This window comes from Kribbella sp. NPDC051586 (assembly GCF_044453965.1).
GTDB lineage: Bacteria > Actinomycetota > Actinomycetes > Propionibacteriales > Kribbellaceae > Kribbella.
Genome location: NZ_JBITDF010000006.1, coordinates 40846 through 60245, shown reverse-complemented (window position 1 = coordinate 60245; position 19400 = coordinate 40846). Strand labels below are relative to the sequence as shown.

The window sequence follows — 19400 nt, the reverse complement described above, 5'->3', positions numbered from 1 at the left end:
GGCAGTTGGGGTTCCTCCCCGCCCTGTAGGACGGGGTTTCCCAACAGACCTGATGACAGAGACCAAGTACCGCAGTTTCCCGAGCATAGAGTTCACCGACTCCGAGGCCGGCGCGCTGGAGTTCCCGAGCTCGCAGAGCCGCTCGTACAACTACTACAAGCCGGCCAAGCTGCGCGCGACGATGTACGAGGACGTGACGGTCGACGTACAGCCGGACCCGGACCGGCACCTGAGCCAGGGCTGGATCTACGGCTTCGGCAACGGCCCCGGCGGCTACCCGAAGGAGTGGACCGCCGCGAAGTCCTCGAACTGGCACGCGTTCCTCGACCCGAACGAGGAGTGGAACCAGACGATCTACCGGAACAACTCCGCGGTCGTCCGGCAGGTCGACCTCGGCCTGCAGAACGCCAAGCGGGCCAGGGCGTACGACGCCTGGAACCCGGCCTGGCTGAAGTTCGTCGAGCGCAACCTCGGCGCCTGGATGCACGCCGAGAACGGGCTCGCCCTGCACGTCTTCACCAGCATCCAGCGCTCCGGCCCGACCAACATGATCAACACCGCGGTCGCCGTGAACGCTGCGCACAAGATGCGGTTCGCCCAGGACCTCGCCCTGTTCAACCTGGACCTGTCCGAGGCCGACGTACCGTTCGACGGCTCGGCGCACAAGGAGGTCTGGAAGAGCGCGCCGGAGTGGCAGCCGACGCGCGAGGTGGTCGAGCGACTGACCGCCGTGGGCGACTGGTGTGAGCTGCTGTTCGCCACCAACATCGTCTTCGAGCAGCTGGTCGGGTCGCTGTTCCGGACCGAGCTGGTGATGCAGATCGCGGCCCGCAACGGCGACTACATCACGCCGACCATCGTGGGCACCGGCGAGCACGACTACGACCGCGACCTCTCGTACAGCCGCAACCTCTTCCGGCTGCTGACCCGCGACCCGGAGTTCGGCGAGAGCAACAAGGCGCTGTTCGGCGAGTGGCTCGCGACCTGGGTACCGCGCTGCCTCGACGCCGCGCATGCCCTGCAGCCGATCTGGTCACAGCCGGCCGAGAAGTCCGTCACGTTCGCGGACAGCCTGGCCGCGGCCACCCAGAAATTCCGTTCCCTGCTCGAGGACCTCGGGCTAGACACTCCGAAGGAGCTGGACCAGTGAGCATGCAGTTCGGATCTGATGCCGAGTTCTCCAACAAGACCGGCGTGACCTTGATGAACACCCCGATCGGCCGCGTCGTCGCCCAGGTGATGGGCGCCAAGGACGGCGTAGAGCTGACGGAGTACCCGTCGATGATCCGGGTCGACGGCACCGGGCTCCTCGACTTCGACTACGCCGAGCTGTCCGACGCGCTCGGGATGGAGTTCGACGGGTCGGTGTTCGAGGAGATCTCGTCCACCCACTACGGCCGGATGGTGCACCTGGACGACAAGACCATCCTGTTCGCCAGCCCCGAGGACGCCGCCGAGTACATCGGCTTCGACCTCACCACGAAGTGAGCGCGCATGTACGAGAAGAACGGTGAGAAGTACTACATCTGCGACGCGCACATCGCGTTGTGGGACGCGCGCCCGGACAACCAGCGCAACATCCACGGCAAGCAGTTCATCGACTGCTTCTACGACTACCACAAGAACCTCAGTCCGGCCGAGGTCGTGTGGGACTACGACACCTACACCTACTACGGCGAGCAGCGCTTGCTGAAGGACCTCTTCGAGGACGGGTACGTCGATCACGCGATCTTCCAGCCCGCGATCCTGAGCGACTTCTACAAGCGGGGTTTCGGCCAGACCGAGGACGCCCTCGCGCTGACCAAGGCGCACCCGGACAAGCTGACCTACAACCACGCGTGGGACCCACGCCACGAAGAGGCCGGCCTCGAGCAGCTCCGCAAGGACGCCGACCGGATGGGCCTGAAGGGCGTCAAGCTCTACACGGCCGAATGGAACGGCGACTCCCGCGGGTACAAGCTCGACAGCAAGTGGTCGCGGCGCTATCTCGAGGAGTGCCTCAAGCTCGGTATCAAGAACATCCACGTCCACAAGGGCCCCACCATCAGGCCCCTGGACCGGGACGCCTTCGACGTCGCCGACATCGACCAGGTGGCGACCGACTACACCGACCTGAACTTCATCGTCGAGCACGTCGGCCTGCCGCGACTCGAGGACTTCTGCTGGATCGCCACCCAGGAGCCCAACGTGTACGGCGGTCTCGCGGTCGCGATGCCGTTCATCCACAGCCGGCCGGGGTACTTCGCACAGATCATCGGCGAACTGCTCTACTGGATCGGCGAGGACCGGATCCTGTTCTCCTCCGACTACGCACTCTGGACGCCGAAGTGGCTGGTCGAGCAGTTCGTCGACTTCCAGATCCCGGCGGACCAGACCGAGTACGCGCCGATCACGACGGCCCAGAAGAAGAAGATCCTCGGGCTGAACGCGGCGGCGCTGTACGACCTCCACGTACCCGAGGAACTGCGGCTTCCGGCCGCCGTCGGGTCGACGGAAGAAGCAGTGGCGTCATGATCGCGGTCGCTGCGTCGCTGGAGCTGGAGGCCGAGGTCGTCGCGGCGCTGGCGACCGTCATCGATCCCGAGCTGGACCAGCCGATCACCGACCTCGGATTCGTCCGGTCGGTCCTGATCGACGATGTCGGCGTGACCGTGCACCTGCGGCTGCCGACCTCGTTCTGCGCGCCCAACTTCGCTTACCTGATGGCATCCGACGCAGTTGACGCCCTGCGTCGGGTGCCGGGCGTGGGCGCGGTGAGCGTGCTGCTCGACGATCACCACGACTCGGACAAGATCAACGCCGGCCTGGCCGCGAACGCGGGCTACGTCGGCACGTTCGGGTCCGAGGCCGATCAGGACCTCGACGAACTGCGGCGGACCTTCCAGCGCAAGGCGCACACGGCGGCGATGGAGCGGTGCGTGATGGCGCTGCTCCGGTCCACCGGCAAGACCATCGAGCAGTTGCCGGGGCTCACGCTCTGGCACCTGCCCGGCGGTCCGCAGAAGGACGCCCTGCTCCGTCGCCGTACCGACATCGGGCTCGGGATCCGGCCGGAGGACCTGGTCCTCGTCGACGACGACGGCGTACCCGTCCCGCCGGATGCGGCACCGGTGCGGTTGCGGTTCGCGAAGGCGGTCCGGATCTCCGTCGAGGGCAACGCGCACTTCTGCCGGGGACTACTGGCCACCCGGTACGACGAGGAGCCGATGACAACCCGGATCACCAACACCAGGAGGAAGAAATGAGGGCCGTCCAGGTCACCGGCTACCACCGCAACCTGCAGCTGAACGACGTACCCGAACCGAAGATCACCGGGCCGCTCGACGTGGTCGTCCGGATCGGCGGCGCCGGCGTCTGCCGGACAGACCTGCACATCCTCGAAGGGCAGTGGGCCGAGAAGAGCGGTGTCATGCTGCCGTACACGATCGGCCACGAGAACGCCGGCTGGGTGCACGCGATCGGTGACGCCGTCACGAACGTCGCCGCCGGCGACAAGGTGATCCTGCACCCGCTGATCACCTGCGGACTCTGCCGGGCCTGCCGGTCCGGCGACGACGTGCACTGCGAGGCGTCGGCGTTCCCGGGCATCGACACCGACGGCGGGTACGCCGACTACCTCCGTACGACGGCACGCAGCGTCGTCCGGATCGACGACTCGCTGGAGCCGGCGGACGTCGCCGCCCTTGCGGACGCCGGGCTGACCGCGTACCACGCTGCGGCGAAGGCGGCGCGGGCACTGCGGCCGGGAGCCGTCTGCGTGCTGATCGGCGCGGGCGGCCTCGGCCACATCGGGATCCAGGTGATGAAGGCGATCTCGGCCGCGACCCTGGTCGTCGTCGATCGCAACCAGGCCGCGGTCGACCTGGCCGTCGAGATCGGCGCCGATCACGGAATCGTTGCTGACGGCACCCATGTGGAGCAGGTCCGGGCCCTGACCGGACGGCACGGCGCAGAAGCGGTGATCGACTTCGTCGGCGAGGGCGGCGCCACCGCCGACGGGATCGAGATGCTCCGCCGGGCCGGCAACTACTACGTGGTCGGGTACGGCGAGAACCTCGACGTGCCGACCATCGACGTGATCTCCACCGAGATCAACTTCATCGGCAACCTGGTCGGGTCGTACAACGACCTGCAGGACCTGATGGAGCTCGCGGCGCAGGGCAAGGTCGCGCTGCACACCACGAAGTACCCGCTGGAGGACTTCCAGCAGGCCCTCGACGACCTCGACCGCGGCCAGGTCCGCGGCCGGGCGATCCTCATCCCCTAACAATTCTCTGGCAGGAGGCAGACCATGGCGAAGGAACTGCGGTTCAACACCGACGCCCGGCGGTTGCTCGAGTCCGGCGTCAACGCGCTGGCCGACGCGATCAAGGTGACACTCGGGCCCAAGGGCCGCAACGCGGTGCTGGAGAAGCTCACCGGCCCGCCGACGATCACCAACGACGGCGTCACCATCGCCCGCGAGATCCAGCTGCGCGAACCCTTCGCGAACATGGGCGCGCAGCTGGTCAAGGAAGTCGCGATGAAGACCAACGGCGTCGTCGGCGACGGCACCACCACGGCCACCGTGCTGGCCCAGGCGATGGTGCGCGAAGGCCTGCGCGAGGTCGACGCGGGCGCCAACCCGATGCGGGTACGCCGCGGCATCGAGCGGACGGTCCCGGTGGTGGTCGAGGCGTTGCGCAGCCGGGCGGTCGAGGTTCGTGGCCGCGAGCAACTGCAGCACATCGCGACCCTGGCGGCCAGTGACGACGAGGTGATCGGCACGGTGATCGCGGACGCGGTCGACTGGGTCGGCCGCAACGGCGTCGTCACCACGGAGGAGTCGGACACGCTCGGGATGTCGGTGGAGGTCGTCGACGGCATCGAGTTCGACCACGGCTACGTGTCGGCGTACATGGTCACCGACCGGGAGCGGATGGAGACCGTCTACGACCACCCGCTGATCCTGCTGACCAACAAGAAGATCACGCAGGTGCAGGAGATCATGCCGACCCTCGAGGTGGCGCAGCGCGCGGACCGTCCGCTCGTGGTGCTCGCCGAGGAGGTCGACGGGCCGGCGCTGCAACTGCTTGTCGGCGGCAACATGCACAACACGATGCGGTCGGTCGTCGTACGGGCGCCCGGGTTCGGCCATCGGCGGATCGCCGAGCTGGAGGATCTCGCGACCGCGCTCGGCGGTGCGGTGATCGCGAAGGACACCGGGCTCGACCTGACCGACGTGACCCGCGAGCACCTCGGCACGTGTGACCGGATCACGATCACCGAGGACACCACCACGATCGTCGGTGGGCACGGGGACGCGTCGCTGGTGGAGGCGCGGATCTCTCAGCTGGAGAAGCAGTTCGAGCGGGCCAAGATCGACGCCGACCAGGACAGCCTGCAGCTGCGGATGGCGCGGCTGGCCGGCAAGGTCGCGGTGATCCGGGTCGGCGGAGCGACGAGTGTCGAGCTGAAGGAACGGATGCTGCGCGTCGAGGACTCGCTGGCCGCGACCCGCGCTGCGCTCGAAGAAGGCATCGTGGCCGGCGGCGGGACTGTTCTGGTGCAGGCGCAGGCCGCGCTCTCGGAGCTGGAGCTGTCTGGCGACGAGGCGATCGGGCGCGAGGTTGTACGCCGCGCGCTGCCGGAACCGCTGCGCTGGATCGCGATCAACGCCGGGTACGACGGCGACGAGGTGGTGGCGCGGGTCGCGTCCCTGCCGGCCGGGCACGGTTTCAACGCGCTCACCGGCCAGTACGGCGATCTCGTCGAGGATGCCGTGATCGATCCGCTCAAGGTCACCCGGGCGGCGCTGGAGAGCGCGGCCTCGATCGCGGCTCTGATCCTCACCACGGAGACCGCGGTCGTCGAGGAGATCCTCGGCAACCCCGGCGCGATCATGGCGCCCGGCTTCGGCGATCTCGCCGAGGGCATGGTCCGCCCGTCGAACATCTATTGAGGGGACGGCCATGAACCGACGGCACCAACTCCTGGAGACGTTCCTGTACCGAGTCCTCGGCGTACCGCTGGACGAGGTGCACGGGGAGGCGCTCCTCCTCGAGCCCGGGTTGAGCGACCGGCTCGAGGAGCTGATCGACGCGGCGCTCGGGTTCCCGGTCCGTGACCCGTTCGGGGAGCCGATCCAGGCGAAGGCTCGTGCGGGCGCATGATCGAGCCGACCTCGCCACAACTCGCCACCGCGGCCAGGACTTTCGGCTTGTTGCTGGCGCCGGTCCGACTGCACCTGGTCGCGTTGGCGAGTGGTGGCGAGTACGACGTCGGCACGCTGGCCGCCAGGGTGGGTGTCAGCGTGCCGACGGCGAGCCAGCACCTGGCCAAGCTCCGCCTGGCCGGACTGGTCAGCGCACGACGCGAGGGTCGCCGGCAGTTCTATACCGTCGACGACCCCCACGTCGTAGCCCTCGTCGAGCAGATCTTCGAGCATGTCGCGCCAGACGGCACGCTCGCGCCGGATCCGCCCCGGAGGGCGCTCAGTGGTTGGATCGGCCGCAGCAGCCGCCGGCTGCGAGTGCCGTCGCCGCGGGCGGCGCCTTGACGGCGGCCTCCACATCGGCGAGCATCCGCCGGCGTTGCGCGGGGGAGATGACCCGTCCGCGGGTCACCACGGTATGGATCTTGCGGCTGTTGCGGATGTCGATCAGCGGGTCGGCGTCGAGTACGACGAGGTCTGCGATCTTCCGCGCTTCCACCGAGCCGAGGTCCGCCGACAGTCCGAGGAACTTGGCCGGCTCCACGGTCGCGGCGTACAGCGCCTGACGCGGCGTTGCTCCGGCGCCGACCAGGTGCTCCAGCTCGTCGTGCAGTGCGAACCCGGGCACGGAGTACGGAGCGCCCGTGTCGGTGCCGGCCATGATCGGTACGTCGTGGTCGAACAACTCCCGGACGAATCGCTGCCGCCAGGCCCACATCTGCTTCTGGTGGGAGATCTCCTCGGCGGTGCGGTTGGCGCCGTACATGGTCTGCACGACGTAGTCGTACGTGCCGATCGAGTCCTCGCTGAGGTACTTCTTGAGGCTGGGGTCGAGCTGCGTGTAGTCGATCTGGTCGAGCACGTTGTGCATGGTCAGCGTCGGCGTGACCCGGGTGCGGTTGCGCCGCAGCGTGCCGAACACATCGGCGGCGCGGGCCGGGCTGTAGGTGTTCGCGGCGATCCACTCGATCGCGTGCATCTGCCGGAACCAGGAGTTGTAGTCGCCGGTCTGCACCGTGATCGCCCGCACCATCCGCCGTACCTCGGCCTCCCGGGTGGAGACGTTCAGGCCGAGCGAGTGGATGTGCTCGATGCTGCGCTGGCCGGCGTTGCTGACCTCCTGCGAGGTGAGCTCGTCCGGCCCATGACCGTGGACGGTCAGACTCTGTTTGCGGGCCTCGTCGATGATCGCGGCGTACGACTCCTTGTTCAGGCGCGAGTACACCTTGATGAAGTCGGCGCCGCCGGCCTTGCTCTGGCGTACGGCGGCACGTGCCTCGGCGGCATCGGATACGACCAGGACGTGCAGCAGGTTCGGGTCCCAGAGCGTCGGGTCCCCGTCGATGATCGGGCTGGCCACGACCATCCGCGGACCGAGCAGCGTGCCGGCCTCGATCCGGTCGCGCCAGTCGTAGACCGTCGGGTCGGGGGCGGCCATCTCGCGGACCGTGGTCAGCCCGTTGGCGAGGTACAGCGGCGGCGAGACGTGCTCGTCGCCGAGGCTGTGGACGTGCATGTCGGCCAGGCCGGGGATGACGTACTTGCCGGTGAGGTCGAACTCGGCGGCGCCGCGGGGAACCGGGATCCGGCCGACTCCGATGATGCGTTCGCCGCTGATCAGGACGGTCTGGTTCCGGTGGCGGCGACCGGTGGCGACATCGATGACGGTGACGTTGGTCAGCGCGGTGATCTTCGTTGGCTTCACAAGCGCCGAGGCGGTCGTCGTGGCGAAGGTCCCACCAGCGAGGACGGCGGCTCCGGCGGCGGTACGGGCGAGGAACTGACGGCGAGAACTGTTCATGCCCCTCACTATTGTTGTCGGTGCAGGTTGGCACACGGGTCGCAGCCCGCCGGTCCCAGGTAGGGATTTGTCTACCCCGGCACGTACTCTTGGTGGCTGTTATGCGTACTTATGAGGTCCGCACCTACGGGTGTCAGATGAATGTCCACGACTCCGAGCGCCTGCGCGGGCTGCTGGAGGACGCGGGCTACGTCCGCGCGCCCGAGGGTGACGAGGCCGACGTGGTCGTCTTCAACACCTGCGCGGTCCGGGAGAACGCCGACAACAAGCTGTACGGGAATCTCGGCCACCTGGCGCCGGTGAAGGCCCGCAAGCCCGGCATGCAGATCGCCGTCGGCGGGTGCCTGGCGCAGAAGGACAAGGCGTCGATCACCAAGAAGGCGCCGTGGGTCGACGTGGTCTTCGGCACCCACAACATCGGCTCGCTGCCGGTGCTGCTGGAGCGGGCCCGGGTCGCCGAGGAGTCCCAGGTCGAGATCCTGGAGTCGCTCGACGTCTTCCCGTCGACGCTGCCGACCCGGCGCGAGTCGCCGTACTCCGCCTGGGTGTCGGTGAGCGTGGGCTGCAACAACACCTGCACGTTCTGCATCGTCCCGTCGCTGCGCGGCCGCGAGAAGGACCGCCGCCCCGGTGACGTGCTCGCCGAGGTCGAGGCGCTCGTCTCCGAAGGCGTGCTCGAGGTGACGCTGCTCGGTCAGAACGTGAACTCGTACGGCGTGGAGTTCGGCGACCGGTTCGCTTTCGGCAAGCTGCTCCGGGCGTGCGGCGGGATCGACGGCCTGGAGCGGGTCCGGTTCACCTCGCCGCACCCGCGGGACTTCACCGCCGACGTGATCGAGGCGATGGCCGAGACGCCGAACGTGATGCCCTCCCTGCACATGCCGCTGCAGTCGGGCTCGGACACGGTGCTGAAGGCGATGCGGCGTTCCTACCGGCGCGACCGCTATCTCAAGATCATCGAGGACGTGCGCGCGGCGATGCCGGACGCGGCGATCACGACCGACATCATCGTCGGGTTCCCGGGGGAGACCGAGGAGGACTTCCAGGGCACGCTCGACGTGGTCCGGCAGGCGCGGTTCGCGGGCGCGTTCACCTTCCAGTACTCGAAGCGCCCCGGCACGCCGGCCGAGTCGATGGAGGCCCAGGTCCCGCGCGACGTCGTCCAGGATCGGTACGAGCGGCTCGTCGCGCTGCAGGACGAGATGGCGTGGGACGAGAACAAGAAGATGGTCGGCCGGACCGTCGAGGTGCTCGTCGCGGAGGGGGAGGGGCGCAAGGACGCCGCCACCCACCGCCTCAGCGGGCGCGCCCGCGACAACCGCCTGGTCCACTTCGCGCTGCCCGCCGAGGTCGAGGCCCCGCGGCCGGGCGACGTGGCCACGGTCGAGGTCACGTACGCGGCGCCCCACCACTTGAACGCGGATGTCTTCGGCGCAGTACGTCGTACTCGCGCCGGCGACGCGTGGCAGCGAGCGCAGGACGCCCCGGCCCCTTCGCCTGGTGTAATGCTCGGCATGCCAACTCTCGGTGCCAAGCCCTTCGAAGCAGCAGCCGGCGGCTGCCAGGCCGGATGACGGACAGTTCGCAGCCCGGGCTGTCGGCGCTGCTGCCTCCGGGTGCTGAGCCGTTCGCCGCCGGTCGGGACGCCGACGTCTACGCCATCGACGACCAGTGGGTCCTGCGGCGCTACCGCAACAGCCATCCGGTCCGCGACGAGGCCGACTTCATGCGGCACGTGGCGAAGTACGACTACCCGGTCCCGAATGTCCGAGAGGTCAGCGGTCCGGACATGGTCGTCGAGCGCCTGGACGGCCCGACGCTGGGTGACGCCGCCATCGCCGGCGACCTGACCGCGGCCGAGATCGGCCTGATCCACGCCGACCTGCACCGCCGCCTACAGGCCATCCCCGCACCCAGCGGTACGCCGGGACTGGTCGTCGTCCACGGCGATCTGCATCCGCTGAACGTGATCGCCACCCCGGCCGGCCCGGTCGTCATCGACTGGCGCAACGCCGAGGAAGGCATTCCCGAGTTCGACGTGGCGTTGACCGCGATCATCTTCGCGCAGGTCGCACTGGACCCGGCGTTCGAGGAGCTCACCGACTTGCTGCGCGACGCCCTCGGCGTCTACCTCGCCAACACGATCGACCCGACGCCCGGCCTCCCCGCCGCCCTCGAGTACCGCGGCAACAACCCGACCCTCACCGCCGCGGAGCTCGCCCTCCTCCCCGCGCAGGAAAAGCTGATCCTGTCGTTAGCCGTCACGCGTTGAGGAACTGTGACGGTTCGAGTGCGCGGGCGACGATGCGGAGCTCGCCGATGTTGCCGGCGAAGCCCTGGTCGATCGTGTTCGCGTAGTGGCCGGCGCCGACGAGCCAGGGCTTACCGGCGGTTGCCAGTCCGTTGGACGGGGTCGCCGGGTTGCGGAGCAGCTCCGACGAGTCGACGTACACGATGCTGTGCCGGCCGTCGTTGACGATCGCCAGGTGGAACCAGCGGCCGGCGACCTGCTCGTGGCCCCAGTTCGTGAACGTGTCGTTCTTGTCGAGCGGGTACACCGCCCACTGCACCTGCCGCCCACCGGAGAACCCGAGCTTCGCCGCAGGCTCGTCCGGGTCGCTGCCGGTCCTGCCCGCGTCGCGTCCGGTGCCCAGCCGGGTGAGCAGTCCCTCCCACGAATGGTCCTGCCCGTCGTCGGCCAGCTTCACGAAGGCCTCGATCGTGTACCCGCCGCGGAAGGTCAGCGCGTTGAGTGGTGCGCCGTCCGCCGTCTGCAGATAGCCGCCGCGCGCCGGATCCTTGCCGCCCGGGAACAGCCAGCTCCCGTGCCCGGGCTGCTCCGGGTGGAACTCTGTGCTCGCCGTGAGCGCGTCGTCGGACAGTTGCTTGCGGGTGAGGTGATTGCCCTTGCCCGACTGGTCGATCACCTGATCGGCAACAGGCCCGTCGAAGCGCCAGTACGCCGCCGTGCCTGGGATCACCAACTCTGACGCCGGCCGCGCCGGGCGGACCGCTACCGGTGCGAAGCCGGCGAACCGTTCGTCGAAGTCGATCGGGACGCTGAACCGGTTGATGTCGTCGGTCAGCTCGATCTCGAGCTCGGCGAGCTCGTTGCGCCGGGCCGGGTCCTGGCCCATGATCCACGGCGCGATCGTCTCGACGTCGATCGTGTTCCGCGCCAGGTCGAAGTGGTACAGCCGCACCATGCCGGATCCGCCGTAGAACCGGTCCTGGTAGTTGGTGATGTGCAGGTGTACGTCGTGGCCGGCCGCGTTCTTGCGCGTGACCCGGCCGGGCGGCCAGTAGTGCCCGTTCATCGTGATGAAGATCTGGTCGTTGTCGTCGATCAGCTGGTCCCAGACCCGGTTGCCATGGTCGCTGAAGTAGGCGGTCGGGTCGCCCGCGTCGGCGTACACGATCTCGTGCGTGGTGAGGACGACCGGCAGCTTCGGGTGTTTCGCGATCACGTCCCGGGCCCAGGCGAAGCTCGCGTCCGACGGCCGCCAGTCCATTGCCAGCAGCAACCATTGCCGGCCGGCCGCGCGGAACACGTGGTAGGAGTTGTACCCGTTCGGGGTCGATCCGCCGTACGTCGGCATCCATCGGAACCGCCGCGGGCCGAACGTGTCGAGGTACGGCGACGCGCCGCGGGTATCGTCCTTCGACCCGTCGATGTCGTGGTTGCCGGCCAGCACGGAGTACGGGAAGCGGGCCCGGTCGAGGATCTTGAAGACGGGGTCGGCCTGCGCGAACTCCATCGCCAGCGCGTTCTCGGTGACGTCTCCGAGGTGTGCGACGAAGACGATGTTCTCGTCGGTCCGGTGGTCGATCAGCCAGTCGAACGTCGCCCTCAACGGCGCTGGATCGCCGCGGTCCTGATCGAACTGGTACTGCGTGTCCGGCACGATCGCCAGCGTGAACCGCGGGTGCTCCGTGTCGATCCGGCCAGCCGTCCTACTGCCACCCGTGCCGGCGGCGGCGTTTCCCGCGCTCAAGGCGCCTGAGGTCAAGACCGCACCCGCACCGAGCGCTCCCGCCTGCAACAGCTTCCGCCGGCTCGTCCCGTCGTACCGCTCGTCCATCGCCCACGCTCCCAAAGCTCGCTGACACCGCAGCGAACACTAGAGCGAAGCAAGGCGAACAACGGTGAACTCAGGCGAAACCCTGGGCGATCACCGCAGGAAGCCCACGCCCGTCCGCCACCGCCGCCAGCACCCGTGCCTCGTGCGGCACCAACGGCTCCGGCAGCTTGTCCAGCGAGTACCACTCCAGGCCCGCGGCCTTCTCCGGCTCCATCAGCCGCGGCTCGCCACTCCACTTCGACGCGATGAAGAAGAAGTCCACCCGCTCGTCGATCGGATCGCCGTTCCCGCCGGTCCGATGCATCGCCGTCACCGGCACCAGCTCCGCCGGGTCGACGTCCAGCCCCACCTCTTCCTTCAACTCCCGCACGGCCGCCGCGATCGCCGACTCGCCCTTCTCCACATGCCCTGCCGGCACCGCCCAGTACCCGTCCATGTATCCGGTGTTGGCCCGCAGCAACAACAACACCTCATCGCCGCGCCGAACCACCACATAAGCCGCCGGCACCACCCGAAAACGATCCATGCCAGCACCCTAGACACTTCCACCGACAACCGGACGACGGCGGTGACGAGGAAGCAGGAACGCGGGGAACTTTCGCTGGCCTCAGCGGCCACCCAGGGCCACCATCGGTCACCTGAGTCCGTACGCCCGGTGGATCGTCTGGCGGATCGAGGTGCCGGCCGCGTCCCTGGCCTCGAACCGAAGACTGACCGCGCCGGCCGTCTCACCCAGCTGAGGGTGCTTGAGCAACGCGATGAACGCGCCGTGAGCTGCCGGTCGTACGGCGACCTCCTGCCACTTGCTCCCGTCGTCGTAACTGACCCACGCCTGCAGCGACTTGACCTTCGGTCCGGCGGCGAGCAGTCCGTTCTGGTACGGCGTGATCGTGATCGTGTGGACCCGACCGGCAGGCAATGTGTTGTCCAGGTCGGCTCCGACGTCGTACCGCAGGTGCAGCGACGGCAACGCGGCGCAAGGCTCGTCCTTGGACACCACTGCGTAGATGGGAAACCACTGCCCGAGGCAAAGGGCCGACGACGGGTCGGGGCGTTCTGTGACGAAGGTCAGATCGGTGTCCACCTCAGTCGCGTAACGCTGTGACGGCAGCGGCGACCGGTACCGCTCGGCCAACTGGTAGGTGGCTTTGCCGGTTGGCACGGTGAACGCCGGCCACCAGAAGTGCGCAGCCCATCCGGCCACGACGTGGACCTCTCGAAGTTCCAGCGGGAGCTCCCGGCCCGATGTGGACAGCGAAAGGGTCTCCTGTGGCACGGGCTGATCGCCCGGCGACCCGCCGTACCACGACTGGCTTCCGCTGTGGGTGGGCTCGTCCGAGGTAAGCCAGAACCAGGGCAGTACCGTGTCACCGGCCCGGCACAGACCCATGCAGAGTCGCGGCTGGCCCACGGAAGCCGGCACGGCGGGAACCCCCGGTACCTGCGGGACCGAGTACCAGTCCTCGGTCCGGCTGCCGCGGTTCGGGAACGTCTCGTCGGCCGATTCGTACGCCGTGTCCGCTGATCCGTCGTACGTCTGATCGGCTGCGCGCGTCCACGCCCTGGTGGCTGAGACCGGTCCCACGTACTCGGTCATCGTGCCGGGCGAGTCGAGGGTGAACGACGTACTGAGCGTGTTCGACAGATCGTTGGTGGTCCGCAGAATGTGAGTGCCGGCCGGCCGGTCGGCATGAACCCGGTCGGTGATCTTGTACAGTTCCCGGTCCTTCACCTCGTAGGTCGGGACCGCGGGCACCCCGCCGTCGGTGGAGAAGGCCAGCGAGTAGACGCTGTGCGGGCCGGTCTGGCCCTCGAACCGGATCTTGATCGCTGCTCGCTTGGCGCCGGCTGCCAGCGACTCCGCCTCGTCGGCCGGCAGAGTCATGACCGGGAGGGCGAAGGCACGGTCGCCCAGCGAGACACGGGCAGCAGGACCGGCCACCACAACGCCGATGGCTCCGGCCTGAGCCGCGGCGTCGATCCGATCGGCGATCGCCGGGCCACAGGAGTTGGTGCAGATGTCGGTCGGCCGCATCAGTACCAGCGCGCCGCGAAGGTGGATGCGGGCGAAGTCCTCGGGCCGGCCCAGACCGACGTCCTGGAGCGGAACGATCGCTCGTCCCTTGAGCCTGGCGACGGTGTCGTCGGCCGCCTGGTACTGCGGGTGGAGAGACGCGTGTCCAGGTCCGACGACCTGCATCGTCACGGGTGCGGCGCCGCGGAGTTGTTCGGTGGCGAGGTGGAACGCGCCCAGTTTCACCGACCTGGTGGGTAGCAGCCAGTAGTTCTGGCTGCCGTAGTCGGAGGCCAGCTCGGAGCGGACATCCCACCCACTGCCGGCCGAGACGCGTCGGATGCTGACTCCGCCGTCGTACGACTCGGTCGGCGTCGGCGTCCTGATCGTCAGCCGCCTGGCCGCGTTGAGGTCGAACCGTACGGTCGTGTCCTTGCCTACGGCAACCTCTGGGGCGATGGGGAGGGCGTACTGCCGCTCGCCGGCGGCATCGCGCCACGAGACGACGGCTTGCACCGAGTACGTCCCGCCCAGCAGGTGGGCGCCGGCCCGCAGTCCGGCGGCAAGCGCGATCGGCCCGTCGTCGAGGTCGTCCCGGCCGTCTTCCCGGACGACCAGTCCTCCGGAGACAGTCACATCGGTGGCCCCGCGGGGTGGGGTGACCTCGAGTGTCAGGTCGAAGTGCTGGGGTTCGAGATACGCCCCGATCGTCGTCCTGAGCTTGATCTTCCCGGTCGGGTCGGTAGCGGTAACTACCCCCTGGAACGCGCCGGCGGCGGCTCCACTCGGGTCGAGAGCCACGGTGACCGAGGCCCGACCGTTGGCCGGTACGGTCAGGCTGTTCTGAGCGAGCCCGAGCATGCCGTGCGGCGCGGGCGAGCCGGTGTAGGACGACAGCGTTCCGTGCAACTCGAGCGTCACGGGGTCGTGGCTGTCGTTGGTGTAGGTGATGGTCTTCGTTCGTGGGGCGCGGTCGCCGTACGGCGACACACCGAAGTTCAGGCCCGCATCGGCGTGCACGCTCTGACCTGACGCGCGCCCGACGTCGAGACGCCCGGAACCTTGCTGGTACGCGGTGTAGCCGACGTCGAACGCGGTACTCGTCAGCGCGGCCTTGATCGTCTGACCGTCCCAGTCGGGATGCTGCTGTGCCAGTATGGCGGCGGCTCCGGCAGCGTGCGGTGCGGCCATCGACGTACCCGACAGCATCATGTAGTGGTCGTCGACGACCTGCCCGAGCGAGCTACCGGCTGCTCTGGCCGCCACGATGTCGACGCCAGGGGCGGCGAGATCGGGCTTGAGAGCGCGATCTCCGACCCGAGGGCCACGGCTGGAGAAGTCGGCGAGCCGGTCGGACTTGTCGACCGCGGCGACAGTGAGCGCCAGGTCGGCCGCCCCGGGGGAGGCGACAGTGTCCGCCCGCGGCCCCGAGTTCCCGGCGGCGATGGTGAACAGGGCGCCGGTCGTTTCGCTCAGGTCGTTGACGGCCTGGCTCATCGGGTCCGTGCCGTCGGTCGCACCGCCGGTCAGGCTCATGTTCACGACGTCGGCGTGCTCCGTTCGGGTGGCCCACTCCATCGCCTCGATGGCCCAGGAGGCTTGGCCGGACCCGTTGTCGTCGAGCACCTTGCCGACGATCAGTTGCGCTCCGGGCGCAACGCCCTTGTAGACACCGTGGTCGGCCGCGCCGGTGCCGGCCGCGATCGACGACACATGTGTGCCGTGCCCGTGGCCGTCCTGCGTGCTCGTCACACCAGGAACGAAGCTGCGCGCGGCGACGACCTTGCCGGCGAAATCGGGATGACCCGCGTCAAGCCCGGTGTCGAGTACGGCGATCCGCACCCCGCTGCCGTCGAAGCCCGCGGCCCATGCAGCGGGAGCGCCGATCTGCGGCACGCTCTTGTCGAGGGCAACAGTCACCTTGCGGTCGAGCCACACCTTCGCGGCCGCCACCGGGGAGTGCCGGCTGAGGGCTGCCCAGAACTGGCCGGCCTCGGACTTGCGCACGCCGACGGCGGTGGCGTCGATGCTGTCCAGCACGTGGCCGGGAGTAGTGGCCGGCAGTTGCTGCTGCGCCAGATCACTTCTCCCGTGCGGGTACTGGACGATGATCGGTAGCTGATCGGTTCTCTCGTCGTCGTAGCCGCTGGCAACCAGCTCGGCGATGTCGAACAGGTGCCAATCGATGGTGTGCGAGGCCAGCATGCTCAGCGCGTCAGACGGTATGACGTAGGTGTCGCCGGCGTGGATCAGCGTGTGAAAGGCAGTCGTGCTGCCGTCGGCACGGGGCGCGGCGGTCACCTGCCGCACGATCGGGCGGCCGTCCGCTCCCAGCTGCACCCGAACCTTGTCGCCGGTCAGCAACGTCAAGTCCGCGCCGGGCGCGCCGGCAGGGACTGGTGTCGCCTCTGGGTGGGGGACTGCTGCAGCAGGTCGTGCCGGTATCCCGGCCAGCTGCAGAATCCCCACCATGGCAATGCAGAACGCCGCCACGGCTGTCCTGGCACCACGCTGCCGTTGCATCATCGCTACTCCCGTCGGTGCCTGACTTGGCCTCCCGTAACCTCCCATTCAGCTCGAGACGAACAGAAGGGATTGCACCGTCCGGTTCGCGCCATTGGCGAATAAATGACTCGCTCGGCCAGAGCGGGCCGACTAGCTTTTGGCAGATGCTGGACGGTTTCGGTCTGACTGGGCAGGAGAAGGTCCTGTACGACTACCTGTTGAGCCGTCCGCCCGTTCTCGAGTCGGACATCGATCGCATCGCCGATCGTGAGGGCTGGGACGAACCGGTCGACGCGGCGCTCGAGATGCTGCAGAGCCTCGGTCTGGTGGCCCGGATCCCAGCCAGCCCGCCGCGGTACGCCGCTGTCGAGCCCGAGCCGGCCCTCGACGCCCTGTTGTCCGCCCGCGAGCGTGATCTCAGCGAGGCCAGGCGACGGGTCACCGAACTGGCGACCAGATTTCACGGCCGGCGTCCGGGGCAGGAACTGGATCGCCTGATCGACGTGATCTACGGCCACGAGGCGATCGCGCGTGTATCACAGGAGCTGCAGCGCGGCGCTGTGTCCGGGCTCTGCGTTTCAGACGTTCCGCCGTACGTGAGCTTCGGGCCGGACGTCGAGGCGCATCCGATCAACTGCCTTGAGCTCGAGCTGCTCGGAAAGGGCATCGAGTACCGGGTCCTGTACCACCCACTCGGCCTGGATCGCCCGGGACGGCTGGCTGATCTGCAGGCCGGGCTCGCGGCCGGGGAGCAGGCCCGGGTCACCGAAGTTCCGATCAAGCTGCTGCTCAGCGACAAACCCGCGGCGCTGTTACCTCTGCATCGCAACCCGGTCGACCTCGCCTCCGCGTTGCTGATCGAGGATTCGACCCTGCTGGAGGCGCTTCGCGAGATGTTCGAGCTCTACTGGTCCCGGGCGATTCCGCTCCGGGTCCGGGGCGGCGGCCAACCATCACACCCGGACGGATCGGACCGGCCGACCCCGACCGAGAGTTGCCTGCTGCCGTTGCTCGTCGGCGGGCTGAGCGACTCCGCGATCGCCCGCCAGCTGGGCTGGTCCGAACGCACCGTCGGCCGGTACCTCCAGGCGATGATGCTCAAACTCGACGTCCAGACACGGTTCCAGGCCGGTTATGAGGCCGTTCGGAAGGGATGGCTCGGCGATGGTTGAGACCGGACCACCCCGATCCGCGAGCGAGGATCTCACTGTCCTCGGCCTGAGCCCGCACGAAGCGGCTGTGTACGAATATCTGATCGATCACCATGCGCTCAGCTTTACCGAGCTCCTGGCCGTGACCACGGACCGGCGGGAGCTGCGCGACCTACTGAGCGGACTCATCTCCCACGGTCTGGTTCGTCAGCTCGCCGACGCGCCGTCCCGCTACGCGGCCATCGCGCCCGACGTCGCGCTGGCAGCACGCCTGATAGCGGTCGAGCGGGACATCGAGCAGGCACGAGCATCGGCACGAGAAGTGAGCCGCCGCTATCAGGCCTCCCTGGTCCGTCCCGCGACGAACCTCGTCGAGCTGGTGATCGGCGGTCCTGCCCTGCGCCAGCGGGTACATCAGGTCAAGCGCTCCGCGCGGACGGAGCTACGCAGGTTGAGCCGTGCGCCCGACATCGACGACGCCGCCGCGATCGGGACCGAGCTCGCCCTTCTCCAGCGAGCGGTGGTCTGTCGGACGGTGTACGACGCCAAGGCGCTCGAGCAGTCCGGCTTCCGCGACGAGCTCGAACGCACCGGACGCGCGGGTGGGGTCAGTCGGGTGACCCCACGTGTCCCGCTCGCCTTGTGCCTTGTCGACGACCGGCTCGCGCTGCTCCCCTTGCAGCGCGGGCCGTCCGAGGTCGAAGCAGGTCTGGTGATCCACCCGTCCGGCCTGCTCGATGCGCTAGGCAACCTCTTCGAGGGGCTGTGGTACGGCGCGGTGCCGCTGGCGCCGGCCGGTGACCGGGCGGCGCCTGTCCAGCAGATGGCCGGCCAGGACCGGCTCGAGGCGCTTCTCCTGTCCGGCCTGAAGGATTCGGCAGTGGCACGTCAGCTGGGCATCAGTAACCGCTCGATCCAGCGCCAGATCGCCGCGCTCCTTCGCGACCTCGGGGCGGCCACCCGCTTCCAGGCCGGGGTACAAGCCGCTCTCCGCGCAACCCAGCCGAAACGACCCGACCGGCAGACGAGCTAGACGGTCTTGCTCATGACGGTGTGGTTCTTGCCCTTGGGGCGGAGGTAGGTGAAGCCGGCCTGCTCGAAGAGCGAGCGAGTTCCGTTGTAGAGGAAGGAGGCGGTGATCTTCTTGCCGGCGGTGTCCTGCGGATAGGCCTCCACGACTCCGCCGCCGGCCTGGGCGATCAGCTCGAGGGCGCCGCGGAGCGCAACTGCTGAGACGCCTTGGCGGCGGTAGTTGCGGTCGGTGAAGAAGCAGGTGAGCCGATAATCCGGCGGGCGGTCCAGGCCGGCCTCGTACTCCTTGCGGTGGTTGATGTTCGGCAGCTCGGCCGGCGGGCCGTACTCGAGCCAGCCGACCGCCAGCTCTTCGTCGAACACGAGCGCCGCATGCGCGCGCCCCTCCATCACGAGGCGATGCTTGAGGTCGCGGTTGCTCTCGGCCTCGAACGTCTTCTCGTCATGCATCGTGTGGAAGTACGTGCACCAGCACCCGCCCCACACCCCGTTGTGCCGCTCCGCGAGCGCCGCGAACGCATCCCACGTCTCGGGGGCGAGCGCCCGCACCGTCAGTTCGTCGACGGCCACCTTGGTCTTGGCCATGCCCCGAGCGTACGACGCTATCCGGACGATCTACGTC

At 68.5% G+C, this 19400-nt stretch carries 17 protein-coding genes; 12 read left to right on the top strand and 5 right to left on the bottom strand.

Annotation, left to right across the window (positions count from 1 at the left end):
* The first annotated feature begins 52 nt into the window (after nucleotides 1-52).
* Genes ACIA58_RS38290 through ACIA58_RS38255 form a run of 8 tightly spaced genes read left to right on the top strand, consistent with a single transcriptional unit; the run spans nucleotide 53 to nucleotide 6538 of the window.
* A complete protein-coding gene (locus ACIA58_RS38290) occupies nucleotides 53-1150 on the top strand; it encodes an aromatic/alkene monooxygenase hydroxylase subunit beta (RefSeq protein ID WP_396408775.1) in 1098 nt (365 codons plus the stop codon).
* 2 nt (nucleotides 1151-1152) lie between these two features.
* A complete protein-coding gene (mimD, locus tag ACIA58_RS38285) occupies nucleotides 1153-1488 on the top strand; it encodes a propane 2-monooxygenase effector subunit MimD (protein WP_329006053.1) in 336 nt (111 codons plus the stop codon).
* Nucleotides 1489-1494: 6 nt separating this feature from the next.
* Entirely contained in the window at nucleotides 1495-2514 is a 1020-nt protein-coding gene (locus ACIA58_RS38280; RefSeq protein ID WP_396408774.1) for an amidohydrolase family protein, read from the top strand.
* Entirely contained in the window at nucleotides 2511-3245 is a 735-nt protein-coding gene (locus ACIA58_RS38275; protein WP_396408773.1) for an iron-sulfur cluster assembly protein, read from the top strand. Before ACIA58_RS38280 ends, ACIA58_RS38275 begins: the two co-directional genes overlap by 4 nt.
* Nucleotides 3242-4267, top strand: coding sequence for an NAD(P)-dependent alcohol dehydrogenase (locus tag ACIA58_RS38270; protein ID WP_396408772.1), 1026 nt, complete (start codon nucleotides 3242-3244; stop codon nucleotides 4265-4267). The genes ACIA58_RS38275 and ACIA58_RS38270 overlap by 4 nt, the downstream gene beginning before the upstream one ends.
* A 24-nt stretch (nucleotides 4268-4291) precedes the next feature.
* A complete protein-coding gene (gene groL / locus ACIA58_RS38265; protein WP_396408771.1) occupies nucleotides 4292-5941 on the top strand; it encodes a chaperonin GroEL in 1650 nt (549 codons plus the stop codon).
* Between the two features lie 10 nt (nucleotides 5942-5951).
* Nucleotides 5952-6152 (top strand): iron dependent repressor, metal binding and dimerization domain protein, encoded by a 201-nt coding sequence (locus ACIA58_RS38260; protein ID WP_396408770.1) that lies wholly within the window; start codon nucleotides 5952-5954, stop codon nucleotides 6150-6152.
* Entirely contained in the window at nucleotides 6149-6538 is a 390-nt protein-coding gene (locus ACIA58_RS38255) for an ArsR/SmtB family transcription factor (protein WP_396408769.1), read from the top strand. Before ACIA58_RS38260 ends, ACIA58_RS38255 begins: the two co-directional genes overlap by 4 nt.
* Here the strand turns inward: ACIA58_RS38255 and ACIA58_RS38250 are convergent.
* Nucleotides 6474-7994: an amidohydrolase family protein gene (locus ACIA58_RS38250; RefSeq protein ID WP_396408768.1), complete on the bottom strand. Its 1521-nt coding sequence runs from the start codon at nucleotides 7992-7994 to the stop codon at nucleotides 6474-6476. The two genes, ACIA58_RS38255 and ACIA58_RS38250, sit on opposite strands and share 65 nt — an antisense overlap.
* A 101-nt stretch (nucleotides 7995-8095) precedes the next feature.
* Between ACIA58_RS38250 and miaB the strand changes: the two genes are divergently transcribed.
* Together miaB and ACIA58_RS38240 are read left to right on the top strand one after the other, a co-directional pair.
* Nucleotides 8096-9568, top strand: a complete 1473-nt coding sequence (gene miaB, locus ACIA58_RS38245) for a tRNA (N6-isopentenyl adenosine(37)-C2)-methylthiotransferase MiaB (protein WP_396408767.1) — start codon at nucleotides 8096-8098, stop codon at nucleotides 9566-9568.
* Nucleotides 9565-10266, top strand: a complete 702-nt coding sequence (locus ACIA58_RS38240; RefSeq protein WP_396408766.1) for a phosphotransferase — start codon at nucleotides 9565-9567, stop codon at nucleotides 10264-10266. Before miaB ends, ACIA58_RS38240 begins: the two co-directional genes overlap by 4 nt.
* On the opposite strand, the gene ACIA58_RS38235 is transcribed toward ACIA58_RS38240, so the two are convergent.
* From ACIA58_RS38235 to ACIA58_RS38225, 3 genes are all read right to left on the bottom strand, one after another.
* Entirely contained in the window at nucleotides 10256-12076 is a 1821-nt protein-coding gene (locus tag ACIA58_RS38235) for a LamG-like jellyroll fold domain-containing protein (RefSeq protein WP_396408765.1), read from the bottom strand. The genes ACIA58_RS38240 and ACIA58_RS38235 overlap by 11 nt on opposite strands.
* A gap of 70 nt (nucleotides 12077-12146) precedes the next feature.
* The gene (locus ACIA58_RS38230) at nucleotides 12147-12602 is read right to left on the bottom strand and encodes an NUDIX domain-containing protein (protein ID WP_396408764.1); all 456 of its coding nucleotides are present in this window, start codon (nucleotides 12600-12602) and stop codon (nucleotides 12147-12149) included.
* Between the two features lie 108 nt (nucleotides 12603-12710).
* Nucleotides 12711-16460 (bottom strand): S8 family peptidase, encoded by a 3750-nt coding sequence (locus ACIA58_RS38225; protein ID WP_396408763.1) that lies wholly within the window; start codon nucleotides 16458-16460, stop codon nucleotides 12711-12713.
* A 299-nt stretch (nucleotides 16461-16759) separates the two neighbouring features.
* Between ACIA58_RS38225 and ACIA58_RS38220 the strand changes: the two genes are divergently transcribed.
* Together ACIA58_RS38220 and ACIA58_RS38215 are read left to right on the top strand one after the other, a co-directional pair.
* Entirely contained in the window at nucleotides 16760-17767 is a 1008-nt protein-coding gene (locus ACIA58_RS38220) for a LuxR C-terminal-related transcriptional regulator (RefSeq protein ID WP_396408762.1), read from the top strand.
* Complete coding sequence (locus ACIA58_RS38215; RefSeq protein ID WP_396408761.1) at nucleotides 17760-18779, top strand: hypothetical protein; 1020 nt, start codon at nucleotides 17760-17762, stop codon at nucleotides 18777-18779. The genes ACIA58_RS38220 and ACIA58_RS38215 overlap by 8 nt, the downstream gene beginning before the upstream one ends.
* Here the strand turns inward: ACIA58_RS38215 and ACIA58_RS38210 are convergent.
* Nucleotides 18776-19363, bottom strand: a complete 588-nt coding sequence (locus tag ACIA58_RS38210) for a GNAT family N-acetyltransferase (RefSeq protein ID WP_396408760.1) — start codon at nucleotides 19361-19363, stop codon at nucleotides 18776-18778. The two genes, ACIA58_RS38215 and ACIA58_RS38210, sit on opposite strands and share 4 nt — an antisense overlap.
* Nucleotides 19364-19400: the final 37 nt, after the last annotated feature.

Coding starts and splice junctions, on each gene's coding strand:
- ACIA58_RS38290 (WP_396408775.1), top strand. CDS start 53: ATGACAGAGACCAAGTACCGCAGTTTCCCGAGCATAGAGTTCACCGAC.
- mimD (WP_329006053.1), top strand. CDS start 1,153: ATGCAGTTCGGATCTGATGCCGAGTTCTCCAACAAGACCGGCGTGACC.
- ACIA58_RS38280 (WP_396408774.1), top strand. CDS start 1,495: ATGTACGAGAAGAACGGTGAGAAGTACTACATCTGCGACGCGCACATC.
- ACIA58_RS38275 (WP_396408773.1), top strand. CDS start 2,511: ATGATCGCGGTCGCTGCGTCGCTGGAGCTGGAGGCCGAGGTCGTCGCG.
- ACIA58_RS38270 (WP_396408772.1), top strand. CDS start 3,242: ATGAGGGCCGTCCAGGTCACCGGCTACCACCGCAACCTGCAGCTGAAC.
- groL (WP_396408771.1), top strand. CDS start 4,292: ATGGCGAAGGAACTGCGGTTCAACACCGACGCCCGGCGGTTGCTCGAG.
- ACIA58_RS38260 (WP_396408770.1), top strand. CDS start 5,952: ATGAACCGACGGCACCAACTCCTGGAGACGTTCCTGTACCGAGTCCTC.
- ACIA58_RS38255 (WP_396408769.1), top strand. CDS start 6,149: ATGATCGAGCCGACCTCGCCACAACTCGCCACCGCGGCCAGGACTTTC.
- ACIA58_RS38250 (WP_396408768.1), bottom strand. CDS start 7,994: ATGAACAGTTCTCGCCGTCAGTTCCTCGCCCGTACCGCCGCCGGAGCC.
- miaB (WP_396408767.1), top strand. CDS start 8,096: ATGCGTACTTATGAGGTCCGCACCTACGGGTGTCAGATGAATGTCCAC.
- ACIA58_RS38240 (WP_396408766.1), top strand. CDS start 9,565: ATGACGGACAGTTCGCAGCCCGGGCTGTCGGCGCTGCTGCCTCCGGGT.
- ACIA58_RS38235 (WP_396408765.1), bottom strand. CDS start 12,076: ATGGACGAGCGGTACGACGGGACGAGCCGGCGGAAGCTGTTGCAGGCG.
- ACIA58_RS38230 (WP_396408764.1), bottom strand. CDS start 12,602: ATGGATCGTTTTCGGGTGGTGCCGGCGGCTTATGTGGTGGTTCGGCGC.
- ACIA58_RS38220 (WP_396408762.1), top strand. CDS start 16,760: ATGCTGGACGGTTTCGGTCTGACTGGGCAGGAGAAGGTCCTGTACGAC.
- ACIA58_RS38215 (WP_396408761.1), top strand. CDS start 17,760: ATGGTTGAGACCGGACCACCCCGATCCGCGAGCGAGGATCTCACTGTC.
- ACIA58_RS38210 (WP_396408760.1), bottom strand. CDS start 19,363: ATGGCCAAGACCAAGGTGGCCGTCGACGAACTGACGGTGCGGGCGCTC.